Source organism: Rothia terrae (assembly GCF_014705925.2).
Lineage (GTDB): Bacteria > Actinomycetota > Actinomycetes > Actinomycetales > Micrococcaceae > Rothia > Rothia terrae.
Genome location: NZ_CP062960.1, coordinates 17,016 through 43,294 on the forward strand (window position 1 = coordinate 17,016; position 26,279 = coordinate 43,294).

At 48.4% G+C, this 26,279-nt stretch carries 32 protein-coding genes and 3 pseudogenes; 20 read left to right on the forward strand and 15 right to left on the reverse strand.

Annotated features, from left to right (window positions below):
* Positions 1-8 precede the first annotated feature (8 nt).
* Positions 9-596, reverse strand: coding sequence for a hypothetical protein (locus IDM49_RS11355; protein ID WP_193836750.1), 588 nt, complete (start codon positions 594-596; stop codon positions 9-11).
* Positions 597-629: 33 nt separating this feature from the next.
* Complete coding sequence (locus IDM49_RS11360; protein ID WP_193836751.1) at positions 630-1,967, reverse strand: hypothetical protein; 1,338 nt, start codon at positions 1,965-1,967, stop codon at positions 630-632.
* A 102-nt stretch (positions 1,968-2,069) separates the two neighbouring features.
* Here IDM49_RS11360 and IDM49_RS11365 point away from each other — a divergent pair, with 102 nt between their 5' ends.
* Positions 2,070-2,414 carry a helix-turn-helix domain-containing protein gene (locus IDM49_RS11365; protein ID WP_193836752.1) on the forward strand — a complete coding sequence of 115 codons (345 nt, stop codon included), beginning with the start codon at positions 2,070-2,072 and terminating at the stop codon, positions 2,412-2,414.
* 74 nt (positions 2,415-2,488) lie between these two features.
* On the opposite strand, the gene IDM49_RS11370 is transcribed toward IDM49_RS11365, so the two are convergent.
* Both IDM49_RS11370 and IDM49_RS11375 read right to left on the reverse strand, forming a co-directional pair.
* Positions 2,489-2,893 carry a transposase gene (locus IDM49_RS11370; protein WP_193836753.1) on the reverse strand — a complete coding sequence of 135 codons (405 nt, stop codon included), beginning with the start codon at positions 2,891-2,893 and terminating at the stop codon, positions 2,489-2,491.
* A 638-nt stretch (positions 2,894-3,531) separates the two neighbouring features.
* On the reverse strand, positions 3,532-4,332 hold the full coding sequence (locus tag IDM49_RS11375; RefSeq protein ID WP_193836754.1) for a transposase family protein: 801 nt from the start codon (positions 4,330-4,332) through the stop codon (positions 3,532-3,534).
* 199 nt (positions 4,333-4,531) lie between these two features.
* Here IDM49_RS11375 and IDM49_RS11380 point away from each other — a divergent pair, with 199 nt between their 5' ends.
* Together IDM49_RS11380 and IDM49_RS11385 are read left to right on the forward strand one after the other, a co-directional pair.
* On the forward strand, positions 4,532-4,759 hold the full coding sequence (locus IDM49_RS11380; RefSeq protein ID WP_193836755.1) for a hypothetical protein: 228 nt from the start codon (positions 4,532-4,534) through the stop codon (positions 4,757-4,759).
* Positions 4,746-5,009 carry a helix-turn-helix domain-containing protein gene (locus tag IDM49_RS11385; RefSeq protein ID WP_193836756.1) on the forward strand — a complete coding sequence of 88 codons (264 nt, stop codon included), beginning with the start codon at positions 4,746-4,748 and terminating at the stop codon, positions 5,007-5,009. The genes IDM49_RS11380 and IDM49_RS11385 overlap by 14 nt, the downstream gene beginning before the upstream one ends.
* Before the next feature lie 255 nt (positions 5,010-5,264).
* Here the strand turns inward: IDM49_RS11385 and IDM49_RS11390 are convergent, their stop codons facing one another.
* Both IDM49_RS11390 and IDM49_RS11395 read right to left on the reverse strand, forming a co-directional pair.
* A complete protein-coding gene (locus IDM49_RS11390; RefSeq protein WP_193836757.1) occupies positions 5,265-5,621 on the reverse strand; it encodes a hypothetical protein in 357 nt (118 codons plus the stop codon).
* 155 nt (positions 5,622-5,776) lie between these two features.
* Positions 5,777-6,553 (reverse strand): transposase family protein, encoded by a 777-nt coding sequence (locus IDM49_RS11395; RefSeq protein WP_193836745.1) that lies wholly within the window; start codon positions 6,551-6,553, stop codon positions 5,777-5,779.
* Positions 6,554-6,759: 206 nt separating this feature from the next.
* Here IDM49_RS11395 and IDM49_RS11400 point away from each other — a divergent pair, with 206 nt between their 5' ends.
* From IDM49_RS11400 to IDM49_RS11410, 3 genes are all read left to right on the forward strand, one after another.
* Positions 6,760-7,215 carry a hypothetical protein gene (locus tag IDM49_RS11400; protein WP_193836758.1) on the forward strand — a complete coding sequence of 152 codons (456 nt, stop codon included), beginning with the start codon at positions 6,760-6,762 and terminating at the stop codon, positions 7,213-7,215.
* Positions 7,216-7,306: 91 nt separating this feature from the next.
* Positions 7,307-7,873 (forward strand): recombinase family protein, encoded by a 567-nt coding sequence (locus IDM49_RS11405; protein WP_193836759.1) that lies wholly within the window; start codon positions 7,307-7,309, stop codon positions 7,871-7,873.
* Positions 7,874-7,961: 88 nt separating this feature from the next.
* Positions 7,962-8,459 (forward strand): hypothetical protein, encoded by a 498-nt coding sequence (locus IDM49_RS11410; protein ID WP_193836760.1) that lies wholly within the window; start codon positions 7,962-7,964, stop codon positions 8,457-8,459.
* A gap of 206 nt (positions 8,460-8,665) precedes the next feature.
* Here IDM49_RS11410 and IDM49_RS11415 read toward each other — a convergent pair whose 3' ends face one another.
* Both IDM49_RS11415 and IDM49_RS11420 read right to left on the reverse strand, forming a co-directional pair.
* A complete protein-coding gene (locus tag IDM49_RS11415; RefSeq protein ID WP_193836761.1) occupies positions 8,666-8,947 on the reverse strand; it encodes a hypothetical protein in 282 nt (93 codons plus the stop codon).
* Positions 8,948-8,982: 35 nt separating this feature from the next.
* Complete coding sequence (locus IDM49_RS11420; RefSeq protein WP_193836762.1) at positions 8,983-9,435, reverse strand: hypothetical protein; 453 nt, start codon at positions 9,433-9,435, stop codon at positions 8,983-8,985.
* Positions 9,436-9,868: 433 nt separating this feature from the next.
* On the opposite strand from IDM49_RS11420, the gene IDM49_RS11425 reads away from it, so the two are divergent.
* The 5 genes from IDM49_RS11425 (at position 9,869) to IDM49_RS11445 (ending at position 13,379) form a co-directional block, all read left to right on the forward strand.
* Positions 9,869-10,948: an AAA family ATPase gene (locus IDM49_RS11425; protein WP_193836763.1), complete on the forward strand. Its 1,080-nt coding sequence runs from the start codon at positions 9,869-9,871 to the stop codon at positions 10,946-10,948.
* Positions 10,948-11,514: a hypothetical protein gene (locus tag IDM49_RS11430; RefSeq protein ID WP_193836764.1), complete on the forward strand. Its 567-nt coding sequence runs from the start codon at positions 10,948-10,950 to the stop codon at positions 11,512-11,514. Before IDM49_RS11425 ends, IDM49_RS11430 begins: the two co-directional genes overlap by 1 nt.
* Before the next feature lie 547 nt (positions 11,515-12,061).
* Positions 12,062-12,310, forward strand: a complete 249-nt coding sequence (locus tag IDM49_RS11435) for a hypothetical protein (RefSeq protein ID WP_193836765.1) — start codon at positions 12,062-12,064, stop codon at positions 12,308-12,310.
* Between the two features lie 91 nt (positions 12,311-12,401).
* Entirely contained in the window at positions 12,402-12,680 is a 279-nt protein-coding gene (locus IDM49_RS11440; protein ID WP_193836766.1) for a hypothetical protein, read from the forward strand.
* A gap of 105 nt (positions 12,681-12,785) precedes the next feature.
* Positions 12,786-13,379: a Type 1 glutamine amidotransferase-like domain-containing protein gene (locus IDM49_RS11445; protein WP_193836767.1), complete on the forward strand. Its 594-nt coding sequence runs from the start codon at positions 12,786-12,788 to the stop codon at positions 13,377-13,379.
* Positions 13,380-13,452: 73 nt separating this feature from the next.
* Here the strand turns inward: IDM49_RS11445 and IDM49_RS11450 are convergent, their stop codons facing one another.
* The 3 genes and pseudogenes from IDM49_RS11450 to IDM49_RS12585 form a co-directional block, all read right to left on the reverse strand.
* Positions 13,453-13,815 (reverse strand): LexA family protein, encoded by a 363-nt coding sequence (locus IDM49_RS11450; protein ID WP_228008266.1) that lies wholly within the window; start codon positions 13,813-13,815, stop codon positions 13,453-13,455.
* Positions 13,816-13,987: 172 nt separating this feature from the next.
* Positions 13,988-14,329: pseudogene (locus IDM49_RS12580) on the reverse strand (transposase family protein); the annotation flags it as partial.
* A gap of 21 nt (positions 14,330-14,350) precedes the next feature.
* Positions 14,351-14,734: a helix-turn-helix domain-containing protein gene (locus tag IDM49_RS12585; protein ID WP_193836780.1), complete on the reverse strand. Its 384-nt coding sequence runs from the start codon at positions 14,732-14,734 to the stop codon at positions 14,351-14,353.
* A gap of 859 nt (positions 14,735-15,593) precedes the next feature.
* Between IDM49_RS12585 and IDM49_RS11470 the strand changes: the two genes are divergently transcribed.
* The 3 genes from IDM49_RS11470 to IDM49_RS11480 all read left to right on the forward strand — a co-directional run bounded on the left by IDM49_RS11470 (position 15,594) and on the right by IDM49_RS11480 (position 17,649).
* Positions 15,594-16,436: a hypothetical protein gene (locus IDM49_RS11470; RefSeq protein WP_193836769.1), complete on the forward strand. Its 843-nt coding sequence runs from the start codon at positions 15,594-15,596 to the stop codon at positions 16,434-16,436.
* A 238-nt stretch (positions 16,437-16,674) separates the two neighbouring features.
* The gene (locus tag IDM49_RS11475; RefSeq protein ID WP_193836770.1) at positions 16,675-17,328 is read left to right on the forward strand and encodes a ParA family protein; all 654 of its coding nucleotides are present in this window, start codon (positions 16,675-16,677) and stop codon (positions 17,326-17,328) included.
* Positions 17,329-17,649: a hypothetical protein gene (locus IDM49_RS11480; RefSeq protein WP_193836771.1), complete on the forward strand. Its 321-nt coding sequence runs from the start codon at positions 17,329-17,331 to the stop codon at positions 17,647-17,649.
* 906 nt (positions 17,650-18,555) lie between these two features.
* Here IDM49_RS11480 and IDM49_RS11485 read toward each other — a convergent pair.
* On the reverse strand, positions 18,556-19,452 hold the full coding sequence (locus tag IDM49_RS11485; RefSeq protein ID WP_193836772.1) for a LysR family transcriptional regulator: 897 nt from the start codon (positions 19,450-19,452) through the stop codon (positions 18,556-18,558).
* 32 nt (positions 19,453-19,484) lie between these two features.
* Between IDM49_RS11485 and IDM49_RS11490 the strand changes: the two genes are divergently transcribed.
* From IDM49_RS11490 to IDM49_RS11500, 3 genes are all read left to right on the forward strand, one after another.
* Positions 19,485-19,721 carry a hypothetical protein gene (locus tag IDM49_RS11490; RefSeq protein WP_193836773.1) on the forward strand — a complete coding sequence of 79 codons (237 nt, stop codon included), beginning with the start codon at positions 19,485-19,487 and terminating at the stop codon, positions 19,719-19,721.
* A gap of 540 nt (positions 19,722-20,261) precedes the next feature.
* The gene (gene relB / locus IDM49_RS11495) at positions 20,262-20,507 is read left to right on the forward strand and encodes a type II toxin-antitoxin system RelB family antitoxin (protein WP_193836774.1); all 246 of its coding nucleotides are present in this window, start codon (positions 20,262-20,264) and stop codon (positions 20,505-20,507) included.
* Positions 20,504-20,773 (forward strand): type II toxin-antitoxin system RelE family toxin, encoded by a 270-nt coding sequence (locus tag IDM49_RS11500; RefSeq protein ID WP_193836775.1) that lies wholly within the window; start codon positions 20,504-20,506, stop codon positions 20,771-20,773. The genes relB and IDM49_RS11500 overlap by 4 nt, the downstream gene beginning before the upstream one ends.
* 93 nt (positions 20,774-20,866) lie before the next feature.
* Here IDM49_RS11500 and IDM49_RS11505 read toward each other — a convergent pair whose 3' ends face one another.
* The 3 genes and pseudogenes from IDM49_RS11505 to IDM49_RS12590 form a co-directional block, all read right to left on the reverse strand.
* Entirely contained in the window at positions 20,867-21,643 is a 777-nt protein-coding gene (locus IDM49_RS11505) for a transposase family protein (RefSeq protein WP_193836745.1), read from the reverse strand.
* Between the two features lie 1,015 nt (positions 21,644-22,658).
* A complete protein-coding gene (locus IDM49_RS11510) occupies positions 22,659-23,195 on the reverse strand; it encodes a type 1 glutamine amidotransferase domain-containing protein (protein ID WP_193836776.1) in 537 nt (178 codons plus the stop codon).
* Positions 23,196-23,438: 243 nt separating this feature from the next.
* Positions 23,439-23,576: pseudogene (locus tag IDM49_RS12590) on the reverse strand (ethanolamine utilization protein); the annotation flags it as partial.
* Between the two features lie 216 nt (positions 23,577-23,792).
* On the opposite strand from IDM49_RS12590, the gene IDM49_RS11515 reads away from it, so the two are divergent.
* The 3 genes and pseudogenes from IDM49_RS11515 to IDM49_RS11525 all read left to right on the forward strand — a co-directional run bounded on the left by IDM49_RS11515 (position 23,793) and on the right by IDM49_RS11525 (position 26,156).
* Complete coding sequence (locus IDM49_RS11515) at positions 23,793-24,992, forward strand: glutathione-independent formaldehyde dehydrogenase (RefSeq protein WP_193836777.1); 1,200 nt, start codon at positions 23,793-23,795, stop codon at positions 24,990-24,992.
* A gap of 51 nt (positions 24,993-25,043) precedes the next feature.
* Positions 25,044-25,172 (forward strand): annotated as a pseudogene (locus tag IDM49_RS11520) (oxidoreductase); the annotation flags it as partial.
* A 342-nt stretch (positions 25,173-25,514) separates the two neighbouring features.
* Entirely contained in the window at positions 25,515-26,156 is a 642-nt protein-coding gene (locus tag IDM49_RS11525) for a hypothetical protein (protein ID WP_193836691.1), read from the forward strand.
* Positions 26,157-26,279 lie beyond the last annotated feature (123 nt).

A 26,279-nucleotide genomic window follows, 5' to 3' on the forward strand; every position in this document is an offset into this window, starting at 1 on the left:
TTGTTTTATCAGTTCATGAAATGCTGGGGATCTAATCCCAAAAATTCACAATAATCCACCGGGATTTGACCTTGTTCCAACATGCGCCGAGCTTTCTCCCGCTGTTCCCACAGCGAATACCACTGAACCGAAGCATCATACTGAACTTTCACAGTGGCATCCCGACGGAATTTGAAAGCTCTCATAATTATCGATAAACCGATCCCTAGCGGAACAAGGACTGCCGATGCGAGAAAAAACGCAACCATAAACATCACGAACCCAGGGGTTGCATTAGCAGTAGTCGCATATTCGCTACTGCTACCCACTTCTTGACCAATGACTGCAAAAATCCCCACCAGTAGTGCCCCTATAAGCCACAGTAATACTCCGGGGATTACCCACATCAAACTTTTAGTCTGGGGTGGATGGGCAGCTGGTGCAGGTGGAGCGGCTACTACCTCTAACGGATAACCATTGATGAAGTTGTGACGGTCTCGGGGTCTGATGTAATCAATCCAATGCATCATGGGTTCGTAAAAACGAGATCCCTGTCGCGCACCGTGCGCGGCAGCTCCAGCAACCGCGGTACCGATGAGGTAATCACTAGCTTTCATTGCATTACTCCTCTTGCGTGTTCTAAGCGGTAGTTACTGCCGGTATTCAGCAACAAATACTGAATGCATACCGTCGTGTTCTTCGTGGAAAACACCGTACTGCTTGCCATCTTTTTCAAAGATCCCAGTAGGAATCACTGTTTGAGGTTCTAGAGATTGGGAGGTGCCATCTGGGTGAACAGTAACGGGTAGCTCAGAGCCATCATCGGAATGCACGTGCCCATAACCGGTGCCATTGTTATCTGTCGACTCGATGGCGACGGCTTTAGTGTTGTTTTCCCCATCGAATAGGAATCCTTGTGGGCCTCGGGTTGAAGCGATAGCTGTTATGGACGCTACGTACTGATTATTGGGCGAGTGCTTAAGTTTTTCTGGGGAATTTTCTCCGTACCCGGCTGAAGTATTTTGACCGGTATAACTGGGTTCATTTCCGTGAGGGGACTTCAAATCGATGGTGCGGAAGATGTATTCTTCTCCATCTTCAGACTTCCAAGCACCTAGTAGATGGGTGTCGTTGATTGCTACAACTGAGGCCTTGTTGGGGTTAGCTCCGTCCGGGGCGATTTTAGGATCGTTTGAGGACCAAGAGTCAGTTTTGAATCCTTCGAGGCAGCCTTGGCGAGGTTTGGTGTCTGTTTCTTGTCCTGGGAGGCAGGTTTTTCGGGTAGAAGCAAGGGGATTCTCGCTAAAAGTGCTCACCACTCCGGTAGCTGTTTGGGCAATGGGAACGGGGGTGAGGTCGCATTCACCTGAGCCGCATCCTGTAAAAGTCTGGGGCGATGTAGCGATTTCTTTGAGTTTCTGATCTGTCGTGACGGAGAAATAGTGCTGATCATTTTCGTTATTTTTGACGTTGATGATTCCAGTAGGCGTAAAGAAGACCGTGCTGTATTGGCTTGTCAGAGGGTTTTCTGCGAGTTTTGTGAGTCCATCTTCTGTGACGGTATAAAGCGTCCAAGTGTGTTGATCGTTGGACGCTCCATCGCCAGTTTTTTGTCCTGCTACTGCAATCAGTGCGTGTTGATCATCTGGGGTGAAGCCTGCGCTGATGGAGGATATTTCGTTATAGTCCTGAACGATGAAGGCGTTGGTGGTTTGGTGGGCAAGGTTGGCCAAGAGGACGGAGGTGTCGTTGGTTTGAAGCATTTGGCTACCTTCGGTGTTGAAGGTGGTGGTTGTGTTTTCGCCTTGCAGAAGTTGCTGATCCAGGACGTAGACGGGAGTTTTGGCGAAATGCTCAGGGGTGCTGGCTGTTTGTGTTGCGGTAGTGGAGCTCGTGGTGTTTTCGGGTTGCTGTGGGTTTTGAGGGGTAGAGCATGCGGTGAGGGTGAGAATCATGCTGGTGATAAGGAGCGTGTGTGTAAGTTTCATGAGTTTCCCTAGTGTGTAGGTGGGGTGGGTGAGGGATAAAGAACAATTTTGCATGTACCAAACTTAGTATAGCCAAACTATTTGTCATCGAGCTTACTGAGCATGATGGCACCTAAAATAGACGAACCAGCACACTGGGATGAAATTCGACGAACTATCGGCGCAAACATCCGCGAACTACGACTGGCAGCCCAACTCTCTCAGGAAGATTTCGCAGAAAAGACAGGGATCAGCAGAAACACTATTGTTCGTATTGAATGGGGTAGAACAAGCCTGACTATTGAACATCTCGTTGATATTGCAAAGGCCTTGAAGACAGCGCCCTCTACTCTGCTTGAGCGAACCCCGCAAAGCTTGGATTTTGAGCCATTGCAGTGGTCTGGGGGACGCTCCAGCATCCGCACCAACCCCCAGGGCTTCACCCCGCCTGAAAATCACAATCGGTAAGTCTTGCATAGACCGCCCCTAGCGATTTCTGCAGGGCACTCTATAGTGAGGTAAAGAAGGGGCGATTCCTATTGTCAGTCTTGGACAAGAAGTTTCAACAGGGTTTTATTTCGCTCTCGAAGGATGCGGTTTTCCTGTTGCAGCAACTCGAGCTCGGTCGGCATTGAAAATTTTTGCGATTCCTTTGAAATCTGAGATTCACCCCTATCTTCAACCCATGGCAGCGTTTGATCTATCCAATGCGCAGGAGGGGGAGTCTGCTGATTTAAAGCGAAGAGAGAATCCAATTTGGGGTCTTTATTGCGCTCACGCATGATACGGTAGCGCAATACCCAGCGTCCAAGCGTGTTTTCATTAATTCCAAGTTCCCGAGCCACTGAGGCGATTTGTTGATTGTTATCGATGACCATTTTGACTGCCATTAGGCGAAATTCGGGATCATTGGTTTTACGTGGGCGGATCATCTCGATTCCTTTCATGTATCTATATTGATACATGCAAATTTACTGAAAATTCCTCTCAAAAAGCACATATTTTTAAGGTGCTCAAAAGTTTCACTCACCTATAACAACAACACCCCCATCACCACATATGTCCCTAAGAAAGAAGAAAATATCCTCATACACAAGCCGTCAGGGTTCACAGGGGACAGGAATAAGGTTGTTATTGAAGACAAAGACGGGGGCGGTGGGGGTGAGCGTGGAGGGAATCAAAAAATATTTCACAAGTGGGCGTGTCGAACAGCATCTTGAAAATGAAGCAGTCGCTCTATCTACGAGGACAGTTGGAGAGCTGATTTCAAGAAAATAAGAGTCTTCACTACGTCATTGAGTGTCACAATCGTGCACTTTTCAATTTTTAAAGAAATGATGGGTGAGTGTATCGGCCATCCCCTAGGGCGCTACACCCAGCGCTTTCCCTATTGTGCGCTGGAGTGAATCACTACTAGCGGGAGGCAAGGTTATCCCCAAACCAGCCTCCCGCTTTTTATTTTTCCATCTCAATTTATTATTAGCTTCCTGTTTAAATAGAACCGTCCACATTTTCCAGATAGGTGTGATGGACTGTAAGCGACTATAGGGGCGTTCGAGGAAGGAGAAAATTGTACTCTGCCACGTTAATAGTCCGGTATATGAGCGTTATTCATAAGGGGCGCCCAGCAGCCAAAAACACCAACCCACCCACCAGAAGAAAACACCCGCTCATAAGACCCTAACGGCCGACGGAAAACCGAATGCAAAACACGCCAGGTCTTGATTTGCGCGATGACACGTTCCACCACAGCTCGCGGCGTATTGATGACACGGTTGTTGTCTTTAACAGCCTTGGACATTTTCACCCCGGGCTTATGCTTAACAGGTGTCAGCAACCCCAAACCGACGTAGCCTTTATCGGCTAGGGTTGTCTCATTCAGATACTTCTCAAGACCGTGTTTCTTGAAGCAGTAAGCATCATATCTGGCACCAGGTAATTGATCCGTGATGGCAAGCAGTTTCCCGTCAACGGTGCAGATGACCTGATGGTTGAAACCTGCACGTTTGTGCTGACCGGAGAAGTTTATTTTCCTTAGTGAACGCCAGTTCCAGGTGGGAATTAGGGTGCCGTCAATAACCAGTGAACCGGGTGCATCGAGTGCTTTTCCCAGTGGCTGGATCAGTGGCCTGAGAATCTTCACTAGTGCTTGTTCTATCAGGTTGATAGTCCTTGAAATTGTCGGTTGGGAGACGTCGTAGAATCCTGCCAGTAGTTCTTCGGTCAGGTTGTGTCGGTGGTAGAGCAGGGTGATTTTCAGGGCTTGGGCCAGGGTGAGTTTGCGTGGTTTTTGGTCGGGTTTGAACCAGGTGAGGTGGTTGTTGAGGGCTGTGTGTAGCGTGGTGAATTGTTGGTGGTTAAGGCCTGTTATAGGCTTGTGGGGCAATGGTTTGATCGGTTTGGCTTGAGTATATTATTGGCGTTTTATTCTCATTTTTTGCCGCTGGTGGGGCCGTTGTCTAGTTGGTGGTTGTTACCCCCCCTTATGAATAAGCCTCAATCTCACCCGCCAACGGGCCTATCGAGCACGTTTGAGGTACGCCGATTATCAAGAATGGGCAGAAACGGTATACGCGTTTGCTTCCATGAAAAATGCCTCGGTTATTGCCGATGATTTTTCTCGGGGTGCTATGAGTGAGGGGGAAGTATCGCAGATTGCTAAATCTATTGCTCGCTGGGTCTGGGCGCGTATTACCCCTGAACAGACGCAGGTGAATCGACAGCGTTGGGCTAAAAACCTCGAGCAAGGACGTAAAAAGAAGATGAATGAACGCTTGGAAATATTAGAGGTAATGAACTATGAGCGCACTTAAGCCTGTTCGTCGTCAGTTCACTGCACGTCAAGCAGCAGAACGATTAGGGGTAACTACTCGAACTGTTCAACGCCTTATGGCAGAGCCTAGAGACCAATATTTAGCCCGCGCGAATACCAAACGCGAGCAGATTGCAGGCCTAAGAGCAGAAGGTCTCAGCATCCGTGCTATAGCCGAGAAACTAGAAATTTCTAAAAGCACTGTGGGGCGTCACGTTCAGGAATATGAGAAGAAAAAACAAGCTGTCTAAAGACTTCTGTGCTGCGATTGTATGAGGTTTTTCTCATGCCGTCAGAGTGTCAGGCGGGTGCGCAAGGTGCCACTTCTCAGGTTGCCCGCCGTGCTCTGACGGAGTATTTAAGAATTTTTCACCGCTTGTTGAGCATATTGAAAAGGCACCCCCACAAAAACGTGGGGGTGCCTTTTCGAGACAGGTTTTCGGCACGTGGTTTATGGGCGTGTCAGTGGTTCGTTATTCATGTACCGAAACCGTAGATTAATGACACTAGGAACCGGTAATCTCTGCCTCCGGTGCGTGAGGAGTAACCACCTGGTTGGTTTTGTAAGAGATATAGAGAGCTTGGTCATCTGGGCAAATACCTAAATCAAAAATTGCTCCACCGAGACCGCCAATAGCTCCCGCAGTTCCGGGGGCTTGTCCGAGGACTTTTCCAACCAGTCCAGCAAAGCCACCACCTGCTGTAGCTGCAATTAGTTTCTGATCAGTTTGGTTTAGAGAGAAAACATGGTCTCCATTTTCATGGTCAGACTCTAGACGCAATGCTTGGCTGGAAGAGGCCACACCAACAGAAAGCAGGGAAGCAACTGCTAGACCGCAAGCAAAATTTTTGAGATTCCGCATGTTATGTCCTTAAAGTAATGTATGTTTTATCCCCTTGTTAGGGGATATATACATGCTAGATTTCTCAAACGCTCTCCTCAATGGATTACAGCAATATACAGATATTTACTAGTCAGAGCAATTATTTGATGAAATAGGAGAGTATTCATAGAGGCTTATTCAAAAGTCCTCCCAGCCGCATAAAACACCAACCCCCGAACCACCGCAAACACCCGCCCATACACGCTCAGCGGCCGCCGGAAACCTGTATGCAAAACCCGCCACGTCTTGACCTGCGCGATAACCCGCTCCACCACCGATCGGCGTGAATTAATGAACCTGTTCACCACCTTCACATCTGCAGGCATCCTGCGGGCTTTGCTGCGTCTTACTGGGGTGGCCAGCCCCAACCCGATGTAACCCTTATCAGCCAAAGTGCTCTCATCAAGATATCTTTCCAAGCCATGATGCTTGAAGGCATAGGCATCATGCCTAGCGCCAGGGACCGGGTCAGTGATGGCCAGTAGTTTCCCGCCCAGGGTGCAAATCACTTGATGGTTGAAACCGGCTCGTTTATGCTTACCAGAAAAGTTTGTTTTTCCTAGTGAACGCCAGTTCCAGGTGGGAATTAGGGTGCCGTCGATCACCAGTGAACCAGGGATTTTCAGGCTGTTTTCTATAGACTGTTCTAGCGGCCTGAGGGCTTTCTCAAGTGCTTTTTCAACGGTGTTGAGGGTCCGTGAGATGGTGGGCTGGGAGGTGTTGAAGATTTCTGCCAGGAGTTCTTCGGTGAGGTTGTGTCGGTGGTAGAAAAGGGTGACTTTAAGGGCCTGGGCCAGGGTTAGTGCTGGTGGTCTTCCGCCTGGTTTTGCCCAGGTGATATGAGAGGTGAGGGCTGTCAGTAGCGTGGTGAATTGCTGAGGTGTGAGCCCTGTTGTACGCTGGTGGAGCAACGGTTCTTCCGGTATGGCTTGAGGTTATTTGTAGTGATTTAATCCTCTTATTTTTGCCGCTGGTGGGGCCGTTGTCTAGTTGGTGGGGTGTGGGTGTGTTCCTACTTTTGAATAAGCCTCATAAACGACCTTTTTTGATAAGTAGTAGACCCATGGTGAAACCAGATATTTCTACCAAATACTAAAACTATGGAGACAGGACAGAAATGAATAAGCCATCAGAAGTTGTGAACGATGACCATGATTCAGCAAGGGAAGAATTCAAGAGCGGTATTTCTTTAGCGAAAGACTGGTACAGAGATGCAGGGAAAGACCGTGACGAAGATTCAGAAGCTTGGGAAAATATGAGCTATTCCCTCATCAATAAGTTGTCTCATCATTGGCAATACTTTGTATATGAAATAGCTACAGCTGACAACCTTAGCAATACAAAAATCAAAAAGCTAGGCAATGGAACCGCTTCCAGCATAAGTGAAGCTTACAGGAATACTGGAATCAACCCCCTAAAAGAGGTGGGAGATTCCTTCGACTTTTATACCTATTTCAATCAGTGTCGCAACGATGTAGCTCATGGAAGAGCAATCTCTCCAAATCCCTCTAAACATCAGGTCGTACAATGGATGGATGCTTTTGAAGCCCTGGCCGACATCTATAGAAAATGAAATTAGATATCAAAGGGAGAATAAGATGAATATCTCAGGCTTGCGCCAGAGAGCTGAAAGTGGTCAAAAATCTAGCTGAGAGTAGTGAGCAATGAAAATTGGTTACGCCCGCGGCTCCACGCACAGACAGCAAGACTCCCTTGAAGCCCAACAGCAAGCCCTGACCGCCTATGGGTGCGAAAAAATCTACTCAGATAAACTCTCAGGGATAAAACCAGACCGCCCTGGCCTTAGCGCTGCTATCGACTACATGCGGAATGAAGACTCCCTTGTCGTCACCAGGCTTGACCGTCTTGGGCGCTCCGCTCTTGATATTCTTCGCACCGTGCAGGAGTTGGACGCTCGAGGAATCAGAATTGAAGCCCTTGATACTCAGCTAGATACCCGCACCCCTGCCGGGAAACTAGTTCTTTCTGTACTAGCTTCAATGGCAGAGTTTGAACGCAACCTCATTGTTGAACGGACCCATGAGGGGTTAGCTCATGCCAGGGCTCAAGGTAGAACTGGCGGCCGCCCCCTTAAGCTCACTAAAGAGCATCAGCAAGCAGCTTTGAAGCTACTTGCTGATGGTATGAGTGAGAACCAGGTAGCTAAGACCTTTAGTATCTCAAGACCTACCGTATCCAGGTTGAAAAGAAGCATTAAATCAAATCTTTAGATTCTGCTCTGGTTCTTCCTTAAAATGTCAGCCACTTGTGAAAACATGAATTTAACCTGCTCAATATCGAGACACATGGAGGCTGAACATGACAACAAAGACTGACTTATTTGGACGAGTGGCAGAACAATCAATTGAGCCCCTGGAGCTTTGGCAATGGGGGTTACTTATCTTCTTTGCCTTGGCCTTGGTCGCTTTCAGCGTCGCTATTCTTGCTGTTGCTTTTAGTGGAAACTACGGAAAGGGCAGCTGGGCGACGTCGGTGTTCATCGGGCTTGTCTTGTACGCCTTACTGCTGCCCATGTATCGGGCTATTTCGCCTGGGACCAATAATCATTGGTGGTTGCTTACTGGGTCGATACTGGCGATTGGGGCGATCTCCTTCTTTGCCCTGCTTCAAAAGAGGCAATCCCCTAATCCCCTGTATTCTCTGGGTGTGCCTGTCGGTGCGGTAGCCCTAGCGACATTTGTTGATAAGCTCTCTGAGCAGCTAGCAGGTATTCCCCTAGCGTGGCCTAGTGCAATTTTTATTGTTGTTTTTGGTGTGGTTGCAGTTTTGGTTATGGCTAGTGATCAGGGTCGTTAAAGCAAAAGACCCCCGCTCTCATAATAGAGAACGGGAGCCCTCCAGCAAGGGTCCACCACAGACCCAGGCTGAATAGGCCAGCAACGGTTCTGGGGGTGAGAAACCAAAAAACCAGAGATGCCACTGACTCTTATATTGATTTTACTGACGCAGAGCGCCGTAGGAAATTCTACTCTAAATGCTACTTATCAGTAACTTTTTGCCTACTACCAGTTATAGGTTAAGCAGTAGGCAATAAAGCTAATCATCAGCACCCAAATCATGAGGTATCCAAGGAAGGTGCGAACCTGGGGAAACCAGCCGAGCACCGGAATGATAACCGCAGGGATACCCACAAACATACCAAGGATCCAGAGAACTTTGTTGAAGGTAATGAATCCTCTCCATACGCCGAACCAGACCCGCGCGCACCAGTGAGACTTCTTGGCCGCCAGTATTTGTGGCGGCTGATAATGAAAGTAGTGGTGCGGGTCTGGCTGATAGGTCATTCTCTCCTCCGGCAGTCTGCTCTAAAATAGCATCATCAGAAAAACACTGGGCCAGCAGAGTATTCTTGCTCTTTTAGTAAACTGTCTGTTGCTGCTTTGAGATAACTCCCTAGGGCCATATTGGCTTTATGAGGTTCTGGGTCGTCTTGACTAATAAAGTACCTCTTGAAAGGGTCCTTCTCTGTGCTCTGTGGGTGAAGGTTGAGAACCTTACCTTCGCATGATCGATAGAACACACCCCAGCCACTGGGGGCTGCGGAATCAAGACTGCCTATGAAAATTACAACAGCCCCTGCCCCGTTTTCAGTGTTGCTCCATTCTTGGCAGATACCCAACCGCACCTGAGCCGCTAGCCTACTGGGTGATCCTGTAATTTGTTTCTCCAAGAAAATCATTTCGAGAGCAGAAAGATACTCTTCCCTCAGATCTTCAATAAGAGATGTCCACAAGTCTGAAACTCCAGAATCGTCAGTAATAATCCAACTCATTGTTCTCCCTGGATTGTTCTCCCTGGCTTTATTCTTTAGTGATGGGAACATCCGCCCCAAACTGCTCTTCAAGAGCTGTGAAGAAGTAACGCTCTAGGAGCTTAGCCTAACTGATATCCAACTGCTCAGCAGCATGTACCATGAGCTTTTTCTGGGATCTGGTGGCTTGAATGGTATAGATACCACCTTTGCGACTAGCTTTAGCGCGAGCACGAACCCGCTCTTTGGCGTCAGCTGAAAAATCTACGGTCTCACTAGTAGTGCATTGCGAGACGATTTTCTGCCTGGTGTTCGGGAGTGTGAGCGAAGTTCTTGTTATTGAGAGATGAGGCATTCGTGTGCTGTCCTTCCCTAATAGGCATTGCTTCGAAGAAACGTTATATAGGCGTGGACGACGGGGAAGAAAGGGCTGACGAGAACTAGGATTGTGTGTATGAGCAATGAATTATTTTCCGAAGCCACGATCACTTCGTGGATTATCCCTCGCGTTGGAGGAGATTCTCTAATTTTAGACGTTGCCGTTGGTCAAGTCATCACCATCGTTGGGGCGAATGGAACAGGCAAGTCCGCTCTCGCTACGCATCTTGCAGCAACAGCCCCGCGAGACAAAATTCACCGTGTGCTCGCGCAGCGGAAGATTTGGTTTGCAAACTCGGGTCCAAACATTAGCGCCTCCCGTCGTGAAGAACTAACGGGGACTATTGGATATTGGAACATCTCAAGTGACTCACGTTTCATGGATCATGCCGACGCACAGCGAACTGATATTGCATTGTTCGATCTGCTCGGAAAAATCGCTGCAGAGGACCATCGCATCGCCGAGCTGTCTCAAACTGAGCGCCGTTCGCCGGAAGAAATCGATGAAATCATCGGTACCCGACTTTTCGACGTCCTAAACTCGGTGCTCGAAAAGGCTGGGCTTGTCATCCAAGTGAAAACTACCGACAGGCAGACATTTAACGCTTTTCATCGGGAATCGGGCATTGAGTATCCGATCGCACAGATGTCAGATGGAGAGAGGAGCGCGTTGCTTCTGGCCGCAGAGATCCTGGTAGCACCTGACAACTGCATCATTTTGCTGGACGAACCAGAGCGCCACCTGCACCGTTCCATATCTGCAGGATTGGTTGAGGCATTGATTGACGCGCGAGCAGACTGCTCGTTCGTTGTCTTGACTCATGACCTCGATCTCGCGCTCGGCCTGAGCACTCGTCCCGGAATGGTGTTTGCTGCCTTAGGTGTTGAGTGGTCTGACAATGCGCCATCCTGTTGGGATGTTAAAGAGATCACTCCAGAAGCTAACCTGACAGAGGCCGCCCGCCGAGCCATATTAGGTGGGCGCAGACGCATTTTATTCATTGAAGGAACAGCCAGTAGCCTCGATTACGCCCTCTACCGTCTCCTTTTTCCTGAATGGACGCTCTCTGCTAGCGGTAACTGCGAATGGGTTATCCGCAGTGTTGAAGGAATCCAAAAGACAAAAAACACCATTGGGTTTATGCTGCAGGGATAGTGGATGGTGACGGACGTTCAGAACAAGAACGTGAGGCGCTGAAATCTAAGGGCGTTCACCCCATCAAAGTGAGCGAAGTCGAGAGCCTTTACTACATGCCTGCTGTTCTCGAGGCTGTGGCCACCAAGCTCGCCGAGTTAGATGGCGTAAATGTGGAAAATCGTGTGAGCGAGGCCAAGGCGGCCGGCATCACTGCACTCGCTGCGAATCAGGGATTGGACCGTATAGCCAAGAAGCTGGCCACAGATGAGGTTTGGCGAAATCTTGTCACTGCTGTTCCGTCTGAGATTACGGATCCTATGATTACTTTCCAGCTCTCATCTCCATATGCGGAAATCAAAGCAAAGTTGGAGGAATTTTATACCGACAATAATTATGAGGAACTTGTCCGGCTCGCTTCAATTCGCGATTCAGCATTCCGTGACAAAGTGACTACCGCTTTGAGCGTTAGTTCTAAAGAACAATACCAAGATATTGCACGACGCGTGATCGCGCAGACCCCCCAATTAATTGCTGACCTGCGACACGAAGTCGCGGACCTGACCATTGATGACATAGACCATTGAGCGTCCTAACCTCCTAACCCAGATGTATCATCGTTTGATTAATGACCGCTGAGTCTCCGATTATTCCGGGATTCAGCGGTACTTCTGCATTTCGGGTTTGCTCAAGTCGGGTAAAGAGCGTGAGCATTCGGACGTCGAAGTCCATCTCCTCGAAATGACATTCCCAGTGATCAGTATGAAAAGCGCTGTTTTTGTGGCGTACTTTGCAATGATCAATCGTATTTTCTGGAGTCGGGGATTGGATCGTGTTGAAGGTGTATGTCTAGGCCGCCAGGGGAGACTCTGGCATAGCCGAGGGACAATCCCATGGGTTGGAATATATCAATACTCGTGCGGAGAGCGAGGTATAGGCGCATAGTTTGTGGCACTGGGTTTAGCGACTGAACATGCTTAAAAACCTGTTGATTTTTCAACGATCAGGAATGTTCGGTCGTCTTCACCGATTAGTGTGTCATAAACGACCGTTTAAGCTTCCATTCAAACGTAGTTGAGTGTTAGTAACACCTTCTATGAGATGGAAGCGCCATTCAACAAACAGGAATAATACATGAGTAGTCGACTTACCAATTTCACCTACAAGATTTTTGGAGATCACAGAGGGAAGACCCTAGCGCTCAAAAAGTCAGGGTTTAAAAACGAAGCAGAGGCAGTTCAATGGGCTAACAGTATTACTGTCGAACCTTTATCCGAGATGTCAGAACTGACAATAATCAAGCAGATTCGGGACAATCGCCCGGATTTAACTCTTGCCACGGCGAGCTATATTGCGAAGCGCTCCAAGGCGCGTTTCGCTTAACGGTTAGATTCGTCGGGTAAGCGAGGACTCTACTTAGTTCTGAGTTCTACCTTACTGGCTGACACCAAAACAACTGTATAAAAGTAATCGCTTGTATGAGGCTGCGGTTGGAAAGAAGATTGCAGAGCACGAAGTCAAGATTGAACAATTAGTTCAGGTCGAGAAAGATTCTGAGGTTGAACAGGCAAAGGTCATCGCACGGTTCAAAAACGAGGGCGTGAATAACTCTGAGGTTGCTTCCCGCCTGGATCTCTCCACAAGTGTTGTTTGTAAGTTAGGCAAAATATGTGTAGAGAAAGCATCTGAAGATGAACAAAAAATGACATGTGTTCCGGAGGAGATGGCTACTGGTATGAATATTCTCGTATAAACGGCGGGTCTAAGATCAAGGCATCTGAGGAGTATGATTGAGGAATAATACACAGTACATTTACTGCAACTTATTAACCACGTCGTATCCCCGAGGATAAATCCTATGGAACTGCTACTCATGTCTTTTCTGCATTCAGAATTAGAGAGATTTACTCCGCGAAGAATTGCATATATCAACGATGCTGCAAGACTTCACAAAGGATCCCCTTTCACCATCGCGGAACGCAACGCGGTCAAAGATTCATGCACCGAATTCATAGAGCTGTCTCTCTCAGACACACCCCGTGAGGAACTTGTAAACGTTCTTTCCGAAGTGGACGGTATCTATATCGCTAGCGGATCTACCTTCGACTTATTGCACACGCTACGCGCAACCAAATCAGACCAAATCATTAAGGACGCTGTTTTTAAAGGTGTGATGTATATGGGCTCATCAGCTGGGGCCATTATTGCTGGACCCTCTATTGAACCGGCATCCGTTATGGATGACCCAGAGGAGGCTCCGAACCTCTCAGATTATCAAGGGCTCAACCTGGTGCCTCATGTTGTTATCCCCCATGCCCAAGGCACGACAGGGCCTTATACCATTGACATAATCAGTGCCACAGTCCAGAAATACGGCACACAATGGCCGTTGGTGTTACTACGCGATGGTCAAGCTTTGCACGTATCAGATCAGAAAACGGAAATTATTTAGACACAGAATTTATAGAGCGAATTGGCATGAGCTGAGAATGCGCAAAATCTTGTCCCCCGTTAAAAACCCTTTTCTACCCAGTATGGTGCAAGCAAAACGTCACCACACCCAAGATAGAAAACTTAGACTCAGCAGAAACAGGAATAGCAGGATACTTGGGATTCTCCGATAGCAACCAACCTTGACCATATCCATCCACACCTAGACGCTTAACCGTGAACTCACCATCTAAAGAGGCGACGACGACTTTCCCGGTCTCCGGTTTGATAGAACGATCCACAATAATCTCATCCTGGTCATAAATACCCGCGCCCTCCATCGAATCCCCATACACACGCAAGAAAAACGTATTAGCCGGGTCTTTGACCAGTATTTTATTCAGGTCTATCTGGGTCTGCTGATAGTCCTGAGCAGGAGAAGGAAATTGAGAAACCATACTCATTTCTATAGCCCAGAGGTCTGACAAGATAAGCCCGTCTATTCGAAAAACCGGGCATTAATGAACGACATGCGGGATTCTGCGCTGAATCCGCTCCAGAGAGGCTTATTTATAAGGGGTGCCCAACAACCAAAAACACCAACCCCCACACCAGAAAAAACACCCGCCCCTACAAACCCAACGGGCGCCTGAACCCGGTATGAACAATCCGCCAGGTCTTTACCTGAACGATGACCCGCTCCACCACCAACCGCAAACGATTAAGCACCCGATTATTCGTCTTCTGCTCCCGAAACAGGCCCAGCCCAGACCTGCCCTGAGTAGGGGTAGTCACGTCAAGTCCCACATAGCCCTTATCGGCCAGGGTGGATGAATCCAGCAGCTAATTAAGTCCATGAGCCCCAAAAGCATGAGCATCATGCCTAGAACCAGGCAGCGGATCGGTTATCGCCAGGAGTGTGCCATCAAGTGTGCAGATCACTTGGTGATTGAATCCTGCGCGTTTGTGCTTGCCTGAGAAGTTTGTTTTTCCTCATGAACGCCAGTTCCAGATGGGAACTAAAGTGCCATCCACCACGAGGGAACCAGGTGCTTTAAGGTTCTCTTTGAGAGGTCGAGTCAGTGGGGTGAGGACTTTCTCTAGGGCCTTCTCGGTTGTTTTAATGGTTGGTGAGATAGTTGGCTGTGAGACTTCGAAGAGGTGGGTGAGGGCTTCTGGGGTAAGGTTGTGCCGGTAGCTAATGAGCGTGATTTTTAGTCCCTGGGCCAGGGTGAGCTTGCGGGGTTTTTCAGCAGGTTTGACCCAGGTGGTGGGTGGGGGCTGTGATGAGCGTGGCGAAGTGCTTGGCAGTGAGGCCGGTTGTACGCTGGTGGGGCAACGGTTCTTTTGGTGTGGCTTGAGGTTATTTGTAGAGATCTAACACTCATATTTTTGCCACCTGGTGGGGTCGTTGTTTAGTTGGTGGGGGTTGGGGTGTGTACCCCCCCTTATGAATAAGCCTCCTTAATAGTTAAGAAAGCTGCCTTTTGAACTTTCATGTGGCATCACAGTTAAGGTACGGTATTAACCATGCCCCAGAGAACAAAGCGAGTGCCGTCCGCAGAGAAAGTCGAAAGACTATTTGTGCGCATGTCACCCAAAGTCAAAGCTTCGCTTGAGAAGGCTGCGCAAGAGCGTGGCGTCTCCATGTCTTATTATGCGAGCTCGCTCATTGCTAGCAATCTGGGCTATGACGAACCGAGGCTCCCAGAGCCTACAAAAGAAAAAGTGAATACTTAAAAGTCGAGCGGGATAACGTTTCCCGACGTTATCCCGCTCAAAAGACTATATGAACCCTGACCTGAAGTTTAGCCGCCTCATCAGGATTCTTAGTAAGAAACCCTCCTCTGCAAGGAAGACATGAATCCTCATTCATATCCACCAGGGGGTGTTCTTGGTGTCTAGCATACCAGCAACACCCCCCCATCGCGCAAGTAATGTGACGCCACACCGTATCAAGTGCACCCAAAAACAAGAACGCGCCCGCAAAAACCACGTCAAACGACCGGCAACACAACCCATTCAATGGGAAAACTCCACCGCAGCACGACTTGCAGCCCTACCTGCCGACCACACCTACACCTGCTCCCCCGCCCAATGGCTCCAAGCAGTACGAGATTACATTGATATCTCTCACCGCAGAGCAGACTTTCAGGCCACTTTCGACAAGGTATGCGAGGCACTCTCCTACGCTTTTAACCCTGATACGGGAACTCTTCGCATTACATGGAGCGCATTGGCTCAGTTAGCTACCACTAGCATCAGTAGCGTGCAACGCTGTTTACGGCTGCTCAAAGAGCACCAGCTACTCACTGTTATTGCCTCAGGACGTAGTGCCGCCATGGCCCCTCAGTGGCAAGAGAAGAAAAACCTCGCACCCGTTTACGGCCTCACCGTACCCACTCCCCCATCAGCTGCCCTAGACGCCGATGAGTCTTTTTACGATGAAAACGGGTACCTCTTTGTAACTGACTGCCCTTCACCTTTAAGGGACGAAAAAATTTCCTATTATCGCGCTATTCGGGAAGGTCTTTTCGATCAGTTCTGCAAACAACGCTATGCTCTCTACGCTTATTCCCATCAAGGAGCCCTGGAGAAGAAGAGACAAGGCCTGCAAGACTCATATCCCACTCTCAAAGCGAAACAACAAGCCTTAACCCATCTTGTGCGGGTACTTCAGCATCATTGTTTCGACCTTCGTTCTCTCAGTGCCACTGCTATTACAGGTGTAGTTCAACCTTTCTTTGAAGCAGGTTGGACAGTAAGAGATGTTCTCTATGCTCTGGAGCGCAGAGCTGATAACAGTGCTTATAACACTCGTGGTGCTGAGGGAATGCGGTCAGTGAAGAAGTGGCTTACTTTGCGTATGAACGCTTGGGTTCGAGAAGAGTCAATTCTAGAATCCCGCACCGCAGTGGAGAATCATGAGTATCAAAAACGCCGCTCTTCTCTTGGTGATCTGCTTGCTCAGAAGCCTTCAAAGAAAGTCACTGGTCCATCGATTGAGGTGAAACGTCGCATTAAGGTTGCTTTGTTGGGAGAGGCTCAAGCTCGTCATCAGTATCCAGAACTGTTCTAAATAGTTCTGTTCTATATAAAACAATATTGTTTTATATAGAACAGTATTGTTGTTTTTTGAATACATGGTCAACGGTTTTGGGGTCGAAAGGCGTTGCTCCTCAGACGGGAGGGATCATATTTCCCTCATGACTTGCACCCCTCTGCTATATAGAACAAAATAGAACTGAACACTATAGAACAAAACAATATTGTTTTGTTCTATAGTGTTCAGTTCTATTAGGGATTATTATGGAAGCATGATCTTACTTATCGCTCACCACAAAGGCGGGGTTGGAAAATCAACTCTGGCGATTAATCTTGCTGTAGCTTTTCAGCAGCAAGGTAAAAAAATTCATGTTCTCGAAACTGACCCCACTGTCAGCACAACATCTCGCTGGGCAGATGATCGAGAAGACGCCGGACTGCCTCCAGTGATTACGACCCGCAAACAAGGACGCTTAGCAGCCACCCTCAAAGAGCTCGAGGAACAAAACGACGTTGTCCTCATCGACACAGCAGGCAAAGACTCCCCTGAAATGCGTTCAGCAATGACCGCCGCAGATGTTCTTCTCGTTCCCACCGGAACATCTCAAGCTGATCTTGACTCCACTCTCGATTTGGCAACAACCATCGAAAACGCTCGAGACTACAACGAAAACCTCAAAACTCTCATTGTGATTGCCCGAGCCTCTACACACGCTATGAGTGATGAGGTGCAAGAAGCGAGGAAATATCTAGAGGTGTTCCCTACTGATGCCACAGTAGCCAACGTAGTGATTCATCACCGTAAGAGCTACCAGAGCACCCTGAGTGAAGGTATATCGGTAGTTGAGAGTAAGGACCCTAAGGCTAAGGCAGAAATCCAACTTCTCTCTCAAGAAATTCTTGCTTTGAAAGATCAGGTTAAATAAATGGTACGAGTTCGCACACCCCGACAGTCCGTAGATGAATTCATCAATGCTGCTGAAAAGCCATCCCTTGAAGAGGCAACCTCCCCTCAAACATTGCAGGAACAATCAGAACCACAAGGCACTAAAGAACGTGTCCGAGCACGAGCAAAATCCAGCCGCAAAGTCGGCGCCTACACCATCCAAGCCACCAAGAGTCAGAAAGCTCTGATGGACTACGCAGCAGAAGAGCTAGATATCAGTAAGGCCAAGCTTTTGGAACGGTATTTCTTCACCACCTTGGAGGAAAAGTTCGGGGACGCTGTTCCTATTCACGAGCAATAAAATCTAACTGAACAATATAAAACAGAACAAAACAATATTGTTTTGTTCTGTTTTGTTTTATTTGGAAGCTATTTGTTTCTACCCTTACTCACCTCACGTGCTGTAACCCCTCTCCTGGGGCAAGGCGAAGCTTATGGGATCCCGTGAATTTCCATGTCTTTAGCTAATACTGTCAAGATAGTTGGATAACGGAGAGTAAACAGAACAATATTGTTATGTTCAATATTGTTTTGCTGCTGGGTAAAGTGTCAGAACCCTAGTTCTTGAGGATTCTTTGGCATGCGATTTCCCTCCATCTGCAAATGAACTAAGGGGGTGCCCACCAACATATGAACTCTGACTTCATGCACACCCCTGTCATTCAATGCTGGTGCGGAACGGAAAATTCGTTGTAACCATCGCCCCACTGGGGATAGCCCAAGGGAAGGGTGGGCAAAACAGAACAATATAGTACAGAACAATATTGTTTTATACTGTTCTGTTTGTAATTAGTTGGGTAGAAAATTCTTCGGACTATTGACCCAGGGCAAGGGTACATATTCCTTACTCTCCAATGAAGAATCCCTACGCCGGATTTCCATGATGAATAAGCCTCTCGCTCTACCCGCGAGATTGGACACTACTGTATGACTGGTGGGCGAGTAGCTGGGCGGGCTCACCAAGGAATGGAGTAGAACCTGGCGAGCATGGTCTCACATGAAGCATTAACAGTTTCCCTCAGAGACTGCATCGCACAAACAAAACAGAACAATATTGTTCTGTTTTATACAAAATAGATTTATTTTGAACCTGTAGAGAGTCCCAGGGGTAGCACCCGGCAATTTGAAAAGAAACACCCTTCATATAATGGCTAACTCCACGGAGCTGAGGTGGGCAATAAGTTGCGATAGCCACACAGATTGAGCTTCAGAACCGTTTTGGCGAGGCCTTCACGCGTAGTAGTTCAATCATTCTGTTTGCAATAGGTTCTTCCTTTGCACCCTGCGGGATTAAGGCACTTATAGTCCTCCGAGGACCAGAATCATTAAGGTTGCGGATTACTACTTTCTCTCCAGGTCGTTGCCCACCAATGCGCGGCAATACACAAATTCCCAACCCACTGGAAACCAGTTGCAGTGCCATGGGGTAGTCATAAGCCTGCACATGAAAATTAGGAAAGAACCCTGCTCTCTGACAGCTATTGACTAAGGTTTGCCAGCACCATCCTTTAGCTGGCTCAGTATCGATCCAGAGTTCATCCTTCAAATCTGCCAAATCCAGAGGGTCTCCGTTTTGAGCCAGCCTGTGGTCTTGAGGAATTGCCACACAGTAAGGTTCGGTGAGGATTCGATGACGAATGAAATGAGGTGGGGTTTTGAACCCTTCCTCTTCGACAATGAGCTGCAAGTCTGGCTGGGGTGAGGTAACGATATGAGGCTGATCGCTCAGGTGCAAATCGAATCGTGTGCGGGGAAAATCTTTGGTGATTTGCTGCAAAGTATGAGGGATGACAGCTGCCCCGAACGAGGTGATGTAGTAGCAGGAGAAGGCAGATTCTTTTTCTTCTCTCAGACCTGCTATGTATGTTTCCAGGCTGGAGCACTCACGGAAGAAATCATCAAGCCTGGTCACCAGTAGCTCTCCAGAGGTTGTGAGTTTAAGACCGCGGCCTGATTTTTCAAAGAGGGCAAGGTTGATGTCTTTTTGGAGCTGGGTTATTTGCTGGCTGATAGAAGCGGGGGAGTAGCGCAACACGTGAGCTGTTTTTCGAACGCTTCCGTAGTGGGCTACTGCGCGGAAAGTGCGGAGATGCTGTAGATCCATGATTCCACCCTACTATTGTTCGTCAAGAATGAATGATTGTTTGGAATCGTTTGCTCGACGTGAATAGTAAAGAGGATGAGGATAGGGACTGTCTTTTATTTTTCTTTACTCAAAAGAGGTATGTGATGGTTCTGGGGATGGATTTGAATGGTCCTGCTGGTTGGCCGACAGACTATTCACCGGGAGAGATAGTGGCTGGCCTGATTATTTTTGTAGTGATGGTGGGTTTTACGGTGTATTGGTCTTGGAAGAACTCGGGCGATGAATAAAAGGATTCTTGCTTTTTAGAAGAGCGCACTATGGTTGGTGTCTCTTCAATTAGGGGAGCTCTCCCGTTTTGTAGCTGAGGGTTTCTACGTGGAACGGCACTTCTTGAAGTGGAGAAAATAGGCGGGGGGGGGGTAGTAACCACCTAAATTATCTCAACAAAACAATATAGAACAATATTGTTTTGTTCTATATTGTTTAGCCCTATTAATTGCTCACTCCGGTCCTTCTGAGGAACGTCTCCCAGAGCTGAGGTGGGCGTTATGAGAAGTCAACCCCGACAGACTTGGCCCGGCCAGGCTGAGCAATTTTCTCTGAAAACTAGGGATTCTCGGGCATGTGCTGATTCCAATGAGTGCTGTGGTTTATTCTCACTCATATTTATGGGAGCTCTAACGGGGCAAAGTATCCTTTGGAGTAAATTTCTGCATGAGATCATCTGTATTACCGTTGAATGCCCTAGCGGGTAAAGATCCCCTCCACTACGAGAACTTAACTTCCCCTCGCTAGAATCAATGAATGACGTGTAATACGATAATTGCATGACAGTAGAAACAAAACCCCGTAAGGGATTTACTTTCCGTCCCTCAAATGATGTTCGGGAACGCCTGGAAGAGCTCTCGCGGCAAACCAATCGACCTGTATCTTTTTATATAAATACCCTCTTGGAAGAGCACCTGGCAGAGATTGAGCACGCCTTTGCTCTCAAGGCTGATGCTGAAGCGGCACGATCAGGCAAACTCAAGACGTATAACCTGGCAGAGGCACGGGCAGAACTAGGACTATGAGTGGTACTTGGTCCTTGGAATTGACACCCAGAGTTTTTAAGCAATTAAAGAAGCTAGATAAACCGGTTGCCCGACGGGTATTAGATGAGTTGGAAAAACTAGTCGATTCTGAGTATCCGCAGAGCCACTGTAAGGCTTTGACTGGTAATTATTCAGGGTTGTGGCGTTATCGCGTAGGGTCGTATCGGGTCATTTTGGATATTGATCAGGGAAAATTGGTGTTGCTGGCTTTAGAGGTCGGGCATCGCTCAACTAACCATCGCTAGAGGGCTATACAGCAAAAACCACTCATAAATAAGTAGCTGGATTTCTGAAATCCTTCACCAGCAACTATGACGCTCCCTTAGAAGCAAGGAGGCTTATTCAAAAGTCCTCCCAGCCGCATAAAACACCAACCCCCGAACCACCGCAAACACCCGCCCATACACGCTCAGCGGCCGCCGGAAACCTGTATGCAAAACCCGCCACGTCTTGACCTGCGCGATAACCCGCTCCACCACCGATCGGCGTGAATTAATGAACCTGTTCACCACCTTCACATCTGCAGGCATCCTGCGGGCTTTGCTGCGTCTTACTGGGGTGGCCAGCCCCAACCCGATGTAACCCTTATCAGCCAAAGTGCTCTCATCAAGATATCTTTCCAAGCCATGATGCTTGAAGGCATAGGCATCATGCCTAGCGCCAGGGACCGGGTCAGTGATGGCCAGTAGTTTCCCGCCCAGGGTGCAAATCACTTGATGGTTGAAACCGGCTCGTTTATGCTTACCAGAAAAGTTTGTTTTTCCTAGTGAACGCCAGTTCCAGGTGGGAATTAGGGTGCCGTCGATCACCAGTGAACCAGGGATTTTCAGGCTGTTTTCTATAGACTGTTCTAGCGGCCTGAGGGCTTTCTCAAGTGCTTTTTCAACGGTGTTGAGGGTCCGTGAGATGGTGGGCTGGGAGGTGTTGAAGATTTCTGCCAGGAGTTCTTCGGTGAGGTTGTGTCGGTGGTAGAAAAGGGTGACTTTAAGGGCCTGGGCCAGGGTTAGTGCTGGTGGTCTTCCGCCTGGTTTTGCCCAGGTGATATGAGAGGTGAGGGCTGTCAGTAGCGTGGTGAATTGCTGAGGTGTGAGCCCTGTTGTACGCTGGTGGAGCAACGGTTCTTCCGGTATGGCTTGAGGTTATTTGTAGTGATTTAATCCTCTTATTTTTGCCGCTGGTGGGGCCGTTGTCTAGTTGGTGGGGTGTGGGTGTGTTCCTACTTTTGAATAAGCCTCAAGAACTAACAAATCAATTCCATTATTAAACGCATTAATAGGAGCAGTCGTTGGTTCCACAGCAACACCCTGACGTCTCTAGTCATCAGTGGAGAATTGCAAACATTTAATACTTTCACCTACTGTCAGCGAAATAGACGCCCCACCTTCCCTCGTCAAGGTGATAACAGCTTCCCCTCCACGTTTCTCGTAAGCCCCCGAAAGCATGGTCTAGATGAACACCCCGCAAAGACAAAGTCTTCGCTAAATCCAACTCCGCGCTCACGGGCTTCTGTACTATCGGAATCATCCGATCGTTCACTTCCATATAGGTACTCACTGGATCTGTCAGAGACAACCTATCCACTGCGCCCTCTCCTTCTTTGGGAGAACCAGCAATCAGATATGGATGAGCCCCACACCATAAGGAACTTCTTCTTTGCTCTGATTTATAATCACAAGATCAGTAGTGAGTCCTCGTTCATTGAGGTTAGATGTAACCGAAAATACAAAGTAAAAGGATAGCTTGGCTGTGGCACTAAATTGATAGTCGGTGGTAAAAGATGTTGCACCGCGGTCCCGTCGAACCTTTCGAAAGATCCAGTAAGATCTACTGACGCAGAATAAGTTCAAAAATGGATTGAAAATGTAGCCTGTGATTAGTGATTGAGTGGAGCACTGCTCAAATCATGACCTTGGTGGTTCCCGAGTTCTGGTTTTAGGTAGTCGTTATGGCTCATAGGAAAGTGCTTTCTTCTGGCATGAGCATGCATTTTCTTCGCGGCTACGGACCCCATAAACAAACCTCATGATCCGCCAAAACTAATACGCAGGTAGAGCAAATCCTGGCAAAGCTAACCGAGAATTTCCCTACCTGCGTATCGTGTGATGAAGGCTTATATTTGCCTAAGTGCGACTAGCTCAACTTAGCGATAATCGCCTTGTTGAACGCCTCAAGATCACCGGGGTTACGGCTGGTAATGAGATTGCCGTCTTCCACAACTTCCTCATCAACCCATTCGGCACCAGCGTTTTCAAGATCCAGCTTCACCGAGGTGTAGGAAGTGAGCTTTTTGCCCTCAACCTTCTTGGAATCAATCAGAAGCCAAGGTGCGTGGCAGATAGCTGCAACGGGCTTCTCTGCCTCAAAGAACTGAACGGTAATGGAACGAGCCTCGGGGTTGATGCGCATTGCATCCGCGTTGAGGGTACCGCCGGTGAGGACGAGCGCGTCGTAGTCTTCAACGTTAACGTCTGCCAGCGAAAGATCAGGAGTGAAGGTGTCTGCTTTTTCCCAGTCGCCGTTCATAGCCTGGAATTCTTTGCCCTCAGGGGCTGCTAGTGAAACCTGCGCACCGGCATCCTTGAGTGCGTCGCGCGGCGAGGTAAGCTCAACCTGCTCTACACCCTGGCTAGCGAGAATAAGAACTTTTTTATTGCTGAGGTCAGCCATGGTTACTCCTTGAATCTAGTGATACTAAGAAAACTTACTGTTTTAACTGTAGGGGAGAGAGGAAGATGTACAAAATCCTTTCCAAGTTAAGGAATCGGGCGAATGCAATCAAAAGATGCTAACTGCCTCCGCTATAAGACCACCAGATAAACCGGGGGAAGGGGGCAAAGTAGCCCATAAAGTTCAATAAGATACTCAGTTTAGAAGGATTATAAATGACCCTTCCAAACCATGAATAGGTTCTTACCTCAAGGCCGCCGCTAAAAATGGTGCCGAAACACTTTTTGCTGAAGTCGCAACCTCCGCTGAGGTGCCAGCGGCCACGATTTGCCAACCTTCTTCTCCTGCGCCGGGGCCCATATCAATCACATAATCCGCTGCATTGTCTATTTCGCCGATTTATAGACGACGACCTTCTATATCCCTTCCAATGAAGGGGCCATGATTCCGCCCCCACCCCTATGCTACGCTTGCTCAGTAGCTAAGAATCCCTTGAAATCGAAAAAATGCTCGCTTTTCTGAGGGGTTATTCTCCTCAAGAGTTTTAGCTTCACCCCTAAGAGCTTCCTCAAAGAAGAAAGCAGTGAGGAAAAAATCATGGCAGATAAAAATCGCGCAGTAGTATTCCACGGCGTAAAAGATATGCGCGTGGATACCCTTGACTTCCCCAAGCTAGAAATGCCCAACGGCAAAAAAGCCCCCCATGGCGTTATCGTCAAGCTGATTGCTACCAATATCTGTGGCAGTGACTTGCACATCTACCGTGGCTCATTCCCTGTACCCGAAGGTATGGTGATGGGCCATGAAATGACCGGTGAAGTTGTAGAGGTCGGTTCAGATGTTGAGTTCCTCAAGCCCGGTGACATCGTTTCTGTACCCTTTAACGTAGCGTGTGGTCGTTGCCGTAACTGTCGCAACGGACGTACTGAGGTTTGCGAAACTACTAACCCTGAGGTTTCCTGTGCAGCATACGGTTTCAACCTTGGTGGCTTCGCAGGCGGCCAGGCAGAATACATGTTCGTGCCCTACGCTGACTTCCAGCTTCTTCGTTTCCCTGACAAGGATCAGGCAATGGAGAGAATTCTAGACCTTGCAGTGCTTTCCGATATTTTGCCCACTGCTTACCATGGTCTGGTCGAAGCGGGTGTGAAGCCTGGTTCTACTGTTTATATTGCAGGTGCTGGTCCGGTAGGTCGTTGTGGTGCTGCTGCTGCTCGCCTCATGGGCGCATCTTGCATCATCGTGGGTGATTACTATGAGGATCGTTTGGAACTGGTTCGCCAGAATGGTTGCGAGACCATCAACCTTTCCAAGGTTGACTCCATCAATGATGCGATTGAAGCTATCCTTGGCACTCCCTATGTTGACTGCGCAGTTGATTATGTAGGCAACGAAGCACACGGTCTGGGCGAAGAGGCTGAGAAGACCAAATCGTCTTACGCTATCAATCAGGTTCTGGATGCAACCCGTCCCGGTGGAGCAACCGGCATCATCGGTGTTTATGGTGCTAACCCTATTTCTCCTGTTCCTGCTGAGCGTGAGGGTGTTTACTCTCTCAACTTCGGTGATGCTTGGATTAAATCGCCTCGTATCGCCGGTGGTCAGGCACCGGTTATGCATTACAACCGCGAGTTGATGATGTCGATTCTGTGGGATCGTATGCCTTATCTTTCAGATATGCTCAACATCAAGGTCATTAGCCTTGATGAGGCACCTCAGGCATACGCGGACTTCGATAAGGGTTCATCATTGAAGTATGTTATTGATCCGCACGGTAGCATTCCTACCGCAAAATAATTCTTGACTAAAGAATGAAGAGGGGAGGGGATTGGTGGTGACCAATCCCCTCCCTTTCTTATTGCTCTGGATGCCGAGGGTATTAAAAGGGTTATCCAGAAATTTACCGAAGGCGCTCGAAGGGCCGTTGATGCAGGTATGGATGGTGTAGAAGCGCACGGTGCTAACGGTTATCTTCTTCAGTTCCCTATGGCTTTGGCGTAGGCGATGGCTCGCTGGTTGTAAGCGTCGGTGGTTCTTTCTAGAGGGGTGGTTCGGTAGCGCATGTTGGTAAAGCCTACTCTCTGGCCTGGCTCTTTTTGGATGGGGTAGCTGAAGTCTATGCAATCACATCAAAAAACCTCAACTTCCCATCAAGACAAGGAAAATACGTGCATGGCCTAGTTCGTGAAAGAACTAACCCACAGCCAAAGACTTGGGTGTCATATCCAGACATATCACTGTATTGCCTTTAGCAATGTCTCTGATGGAAGGTAAGTTCGAAGAGTATCAAACTAGTTATTTACCCGCTCAGGAAATCTTATGAAACATGCACTCAAAGCTGTCTCCGCAGTTGCTCTTCTTGCCCTGTTCACCGGATGCGGTAGTAGCAATCAAGAAAAAACGGACTCGAAAGATACTCAACCGACGAACAGCACAGTAGCGGCTTCTGCTACTGCCTCACCTACGCAAGCCGCGTCATCACAGGCAACACCTTCACCGTCTTCAACCGCGAGCCCATCTGCTACTACGCCCTCTCCAACTCCGGAAAACTCCCCTCAGGGTGAATCGCAGCCTTCTGCAACACCGGTGCAGACCACTGAGCCTTCAAAGCAAGCTACTGAGCCAGTAGCTAATCCTTCATGGTGCAATCCTCAAGGTGGTCCAGGGGTAGAAACGATTGAAACCTGCCCTCCTATGCCCACCTACCCCATCGTTGTGCATAATGAGCAAGAAGCTGCTGAATATCTTTTGGAACAAAAATTCCAGAACAATCCAGATATTACAGCCGCTGTCACTCAGGTTCTCCCGGATGCTCAAGGAGCTCCTGGCCAGTATGTAGTGGTGGCTCGATCGGAATCTATGCGTCAAGCCGGAGGTTCTGGGACTGTTGGCACCTTTTTGGTAACCCCGGAAGGTAATTGGGGTGAAGCTGATCCGTCGATGATTCCCCAGAACGGATAGTGGGCTGGGGCCTTAGCGTTTTTGTGTATAGCTGAAGTTAATAACCTACCTACAGGTCAGTTGCACTTGATATGTTCTACGAAGGCATGCTCACCACAGATAGTAAGAGCCCCTCTCTCTAAA

Bases quoted from the DNA above. Each gene is read 5' to 3' on its own strand.
- IDM49_RS11525 (WP_193836691.1), top strand. From the start codon at position 25,515: ATGAAACATGCACTCAAAGCTGTCTCCGCAGTTGCTCTTCTTGCCCTG.
- IDM49_RS11390 (WP_193836757.1), bottom strand. From the start codon at position 5,621: ATGCGGAATCTCAAAAATTTTGCTTGCGGTCTAGCAGTTGCTTCCCTG.
- IDM49_RS11490 (WP_193836773.1), top strand. From the start codon at position 19,485: ATGATTGTTTGGAATCGTTTGCTCGACGTGAATAGTAAAGAGGATGAG.
- IDM49_RS11445 (WP_193836767.1), top strand. From the start codon at position 12,786: ATGGAACTGCTACTCATGTCTTTTCTGCATTCAGAATTAGAGAGATTT.
- IDM49_RS11420 (WP_193836762.1), bottom strand. From the start codon at position 9,435: ATGAGTTGGATTATTACTGACGATTCTGGAGTTTCAGACTTGTGGACA.
- IDM49_RS11480 (WP_193836771.1), top strand. From the start codon at position 17,329: ATGGTACGAGTTCGCACACCCCGACAGTCCGTAGATGAATTCATCAAT.
- IDM49_RS11385 (WP_193836756.1), top strand. From the start codon at position 4,746: ATGAGCGCACTTAAGCCTGTTCGTCGTCAGTTCACTGCACGTCAAGCA.
- relB (WP_193836774.1), top strand. From the start codon at position 20,262: ATGACAGTAGAAACAAAACCCCGTAAGGGATTTACTTTCCGTCCCTCA.
- IDM49_RS11370 (WP_193836753.1), bottom strand. From the start codon at position 2,893: ATGAAAGGAATCGAGATGATCCGCCCACGTAAAACCAATGATCCCGAA.
- IDM49_RS11450 (WP_228008266.1), bottom strand. From the start codon at position 13,815: ATGGTTTCTCAATTTCCTTCTCCTGCTCAGGACTATCAGCAGACCCAG.
- IDM49_RS11515 (WP_193836777.1), top strand. From the start codon at position 23,793: ATGGCAGATAAAAATCGCGCAGTAGTATTCCACGGCGTAAAAGATATG.
- IDM49_RS11355 (WP_193836750.1), bottom strand. From the start codon at position 596: ATGAAAGCTAGTGATTACCTCATCGGTACCGCGGTTGCTGGAGCTGCC.
- IDM49_RS11485 (WP_193836772.1), bottom strand. From the start codon at position 19,452: ATGGATCTACAGCATCTCCGCACTTTCCGCGCAGTAGCCCACTACGGA.
- IDM49_RS11405 (WP_193836759.1), top strand. From the start codon at position 7,307: ATGAAAATTGGTTACGCCCGCGGCTCCACGCACAGACAGCAAGACTCC.
- IDM49_RS11365 (WP_193836752.1), top strand. From the start codon at position 2,070: ATGATGGCACCTAAAATAGACGAACCAGCACACTGGGATGAAATTCGA.
- IDM49_RS11510 (WP_193836776.1), bottom strand. From the start codon at position 23,195: ATGGCTGACCTCAGCAATAAAAAAGTTCTTATTCTCGCTAGCCAGGGT.
- IDM49_RS11435 (WP_193836765.1), top strand. From the start codon at position 12,062: ATGAGTAGTCGACTTACCAATTTCACCTACAAGATTTTTGGAGATCAC.
- IDM49_RS11415 (WP_193836761.1), bottom strand. From the start codon at position 8,947: ATGACCTATCAGCCAGACCCGCACCACTACTTTCATTATCAGCCGCCA.
- IDM49_RS11475 (WP_193836770.1), top strand. From the start codon at position 16,675: ATGATCTTACTTATCGCTCACCACAAAGGCGGGGTTGGAAAATCAACT.
- IDM49_RS11380 (WP_193836755.1), top strand. From the start codon at position 4,532: ATGAAAAATGCCTCGGTTATTGCCGATGATTTTTCTCGGGGTGCTATG.
- IDM49_RS11400 (WP_193836758.1), top strand. From the start codon at position 6,760: ATGAATAAGCCATCAGAAGTTGTGAACGATGACCATGATTCAGCAAGG.
- IDM49_RS11425 (WP_193836763.1), top strand. From the start codon at position 9,869: ATGAGCAATGAATTATTTTCCGAAGCCACGATCACTTCGTGGATTATC.
- IDM49_RS11500 (WP_193836775.1), top strand. From the start codon at position 20,504: ATGAGTGGTACTTGGTCCTTGGAATTGACACCCAGAGTTTTTAAGCAA.
- IDM49_RS11360 (WP_193836751.1), bottom strand. From the start codon at position 1,967: ATGAAACTTACACACACGCTCCTTATCACCAGCATGATTCTCACCCTC.
- IDM49_RS11410 (WP_193836760.1), top strand. From the start codon at position 7,962: ATGACAACAAAGACTGACTTATTTGGACGAGTGGCAGAACAATCAATT.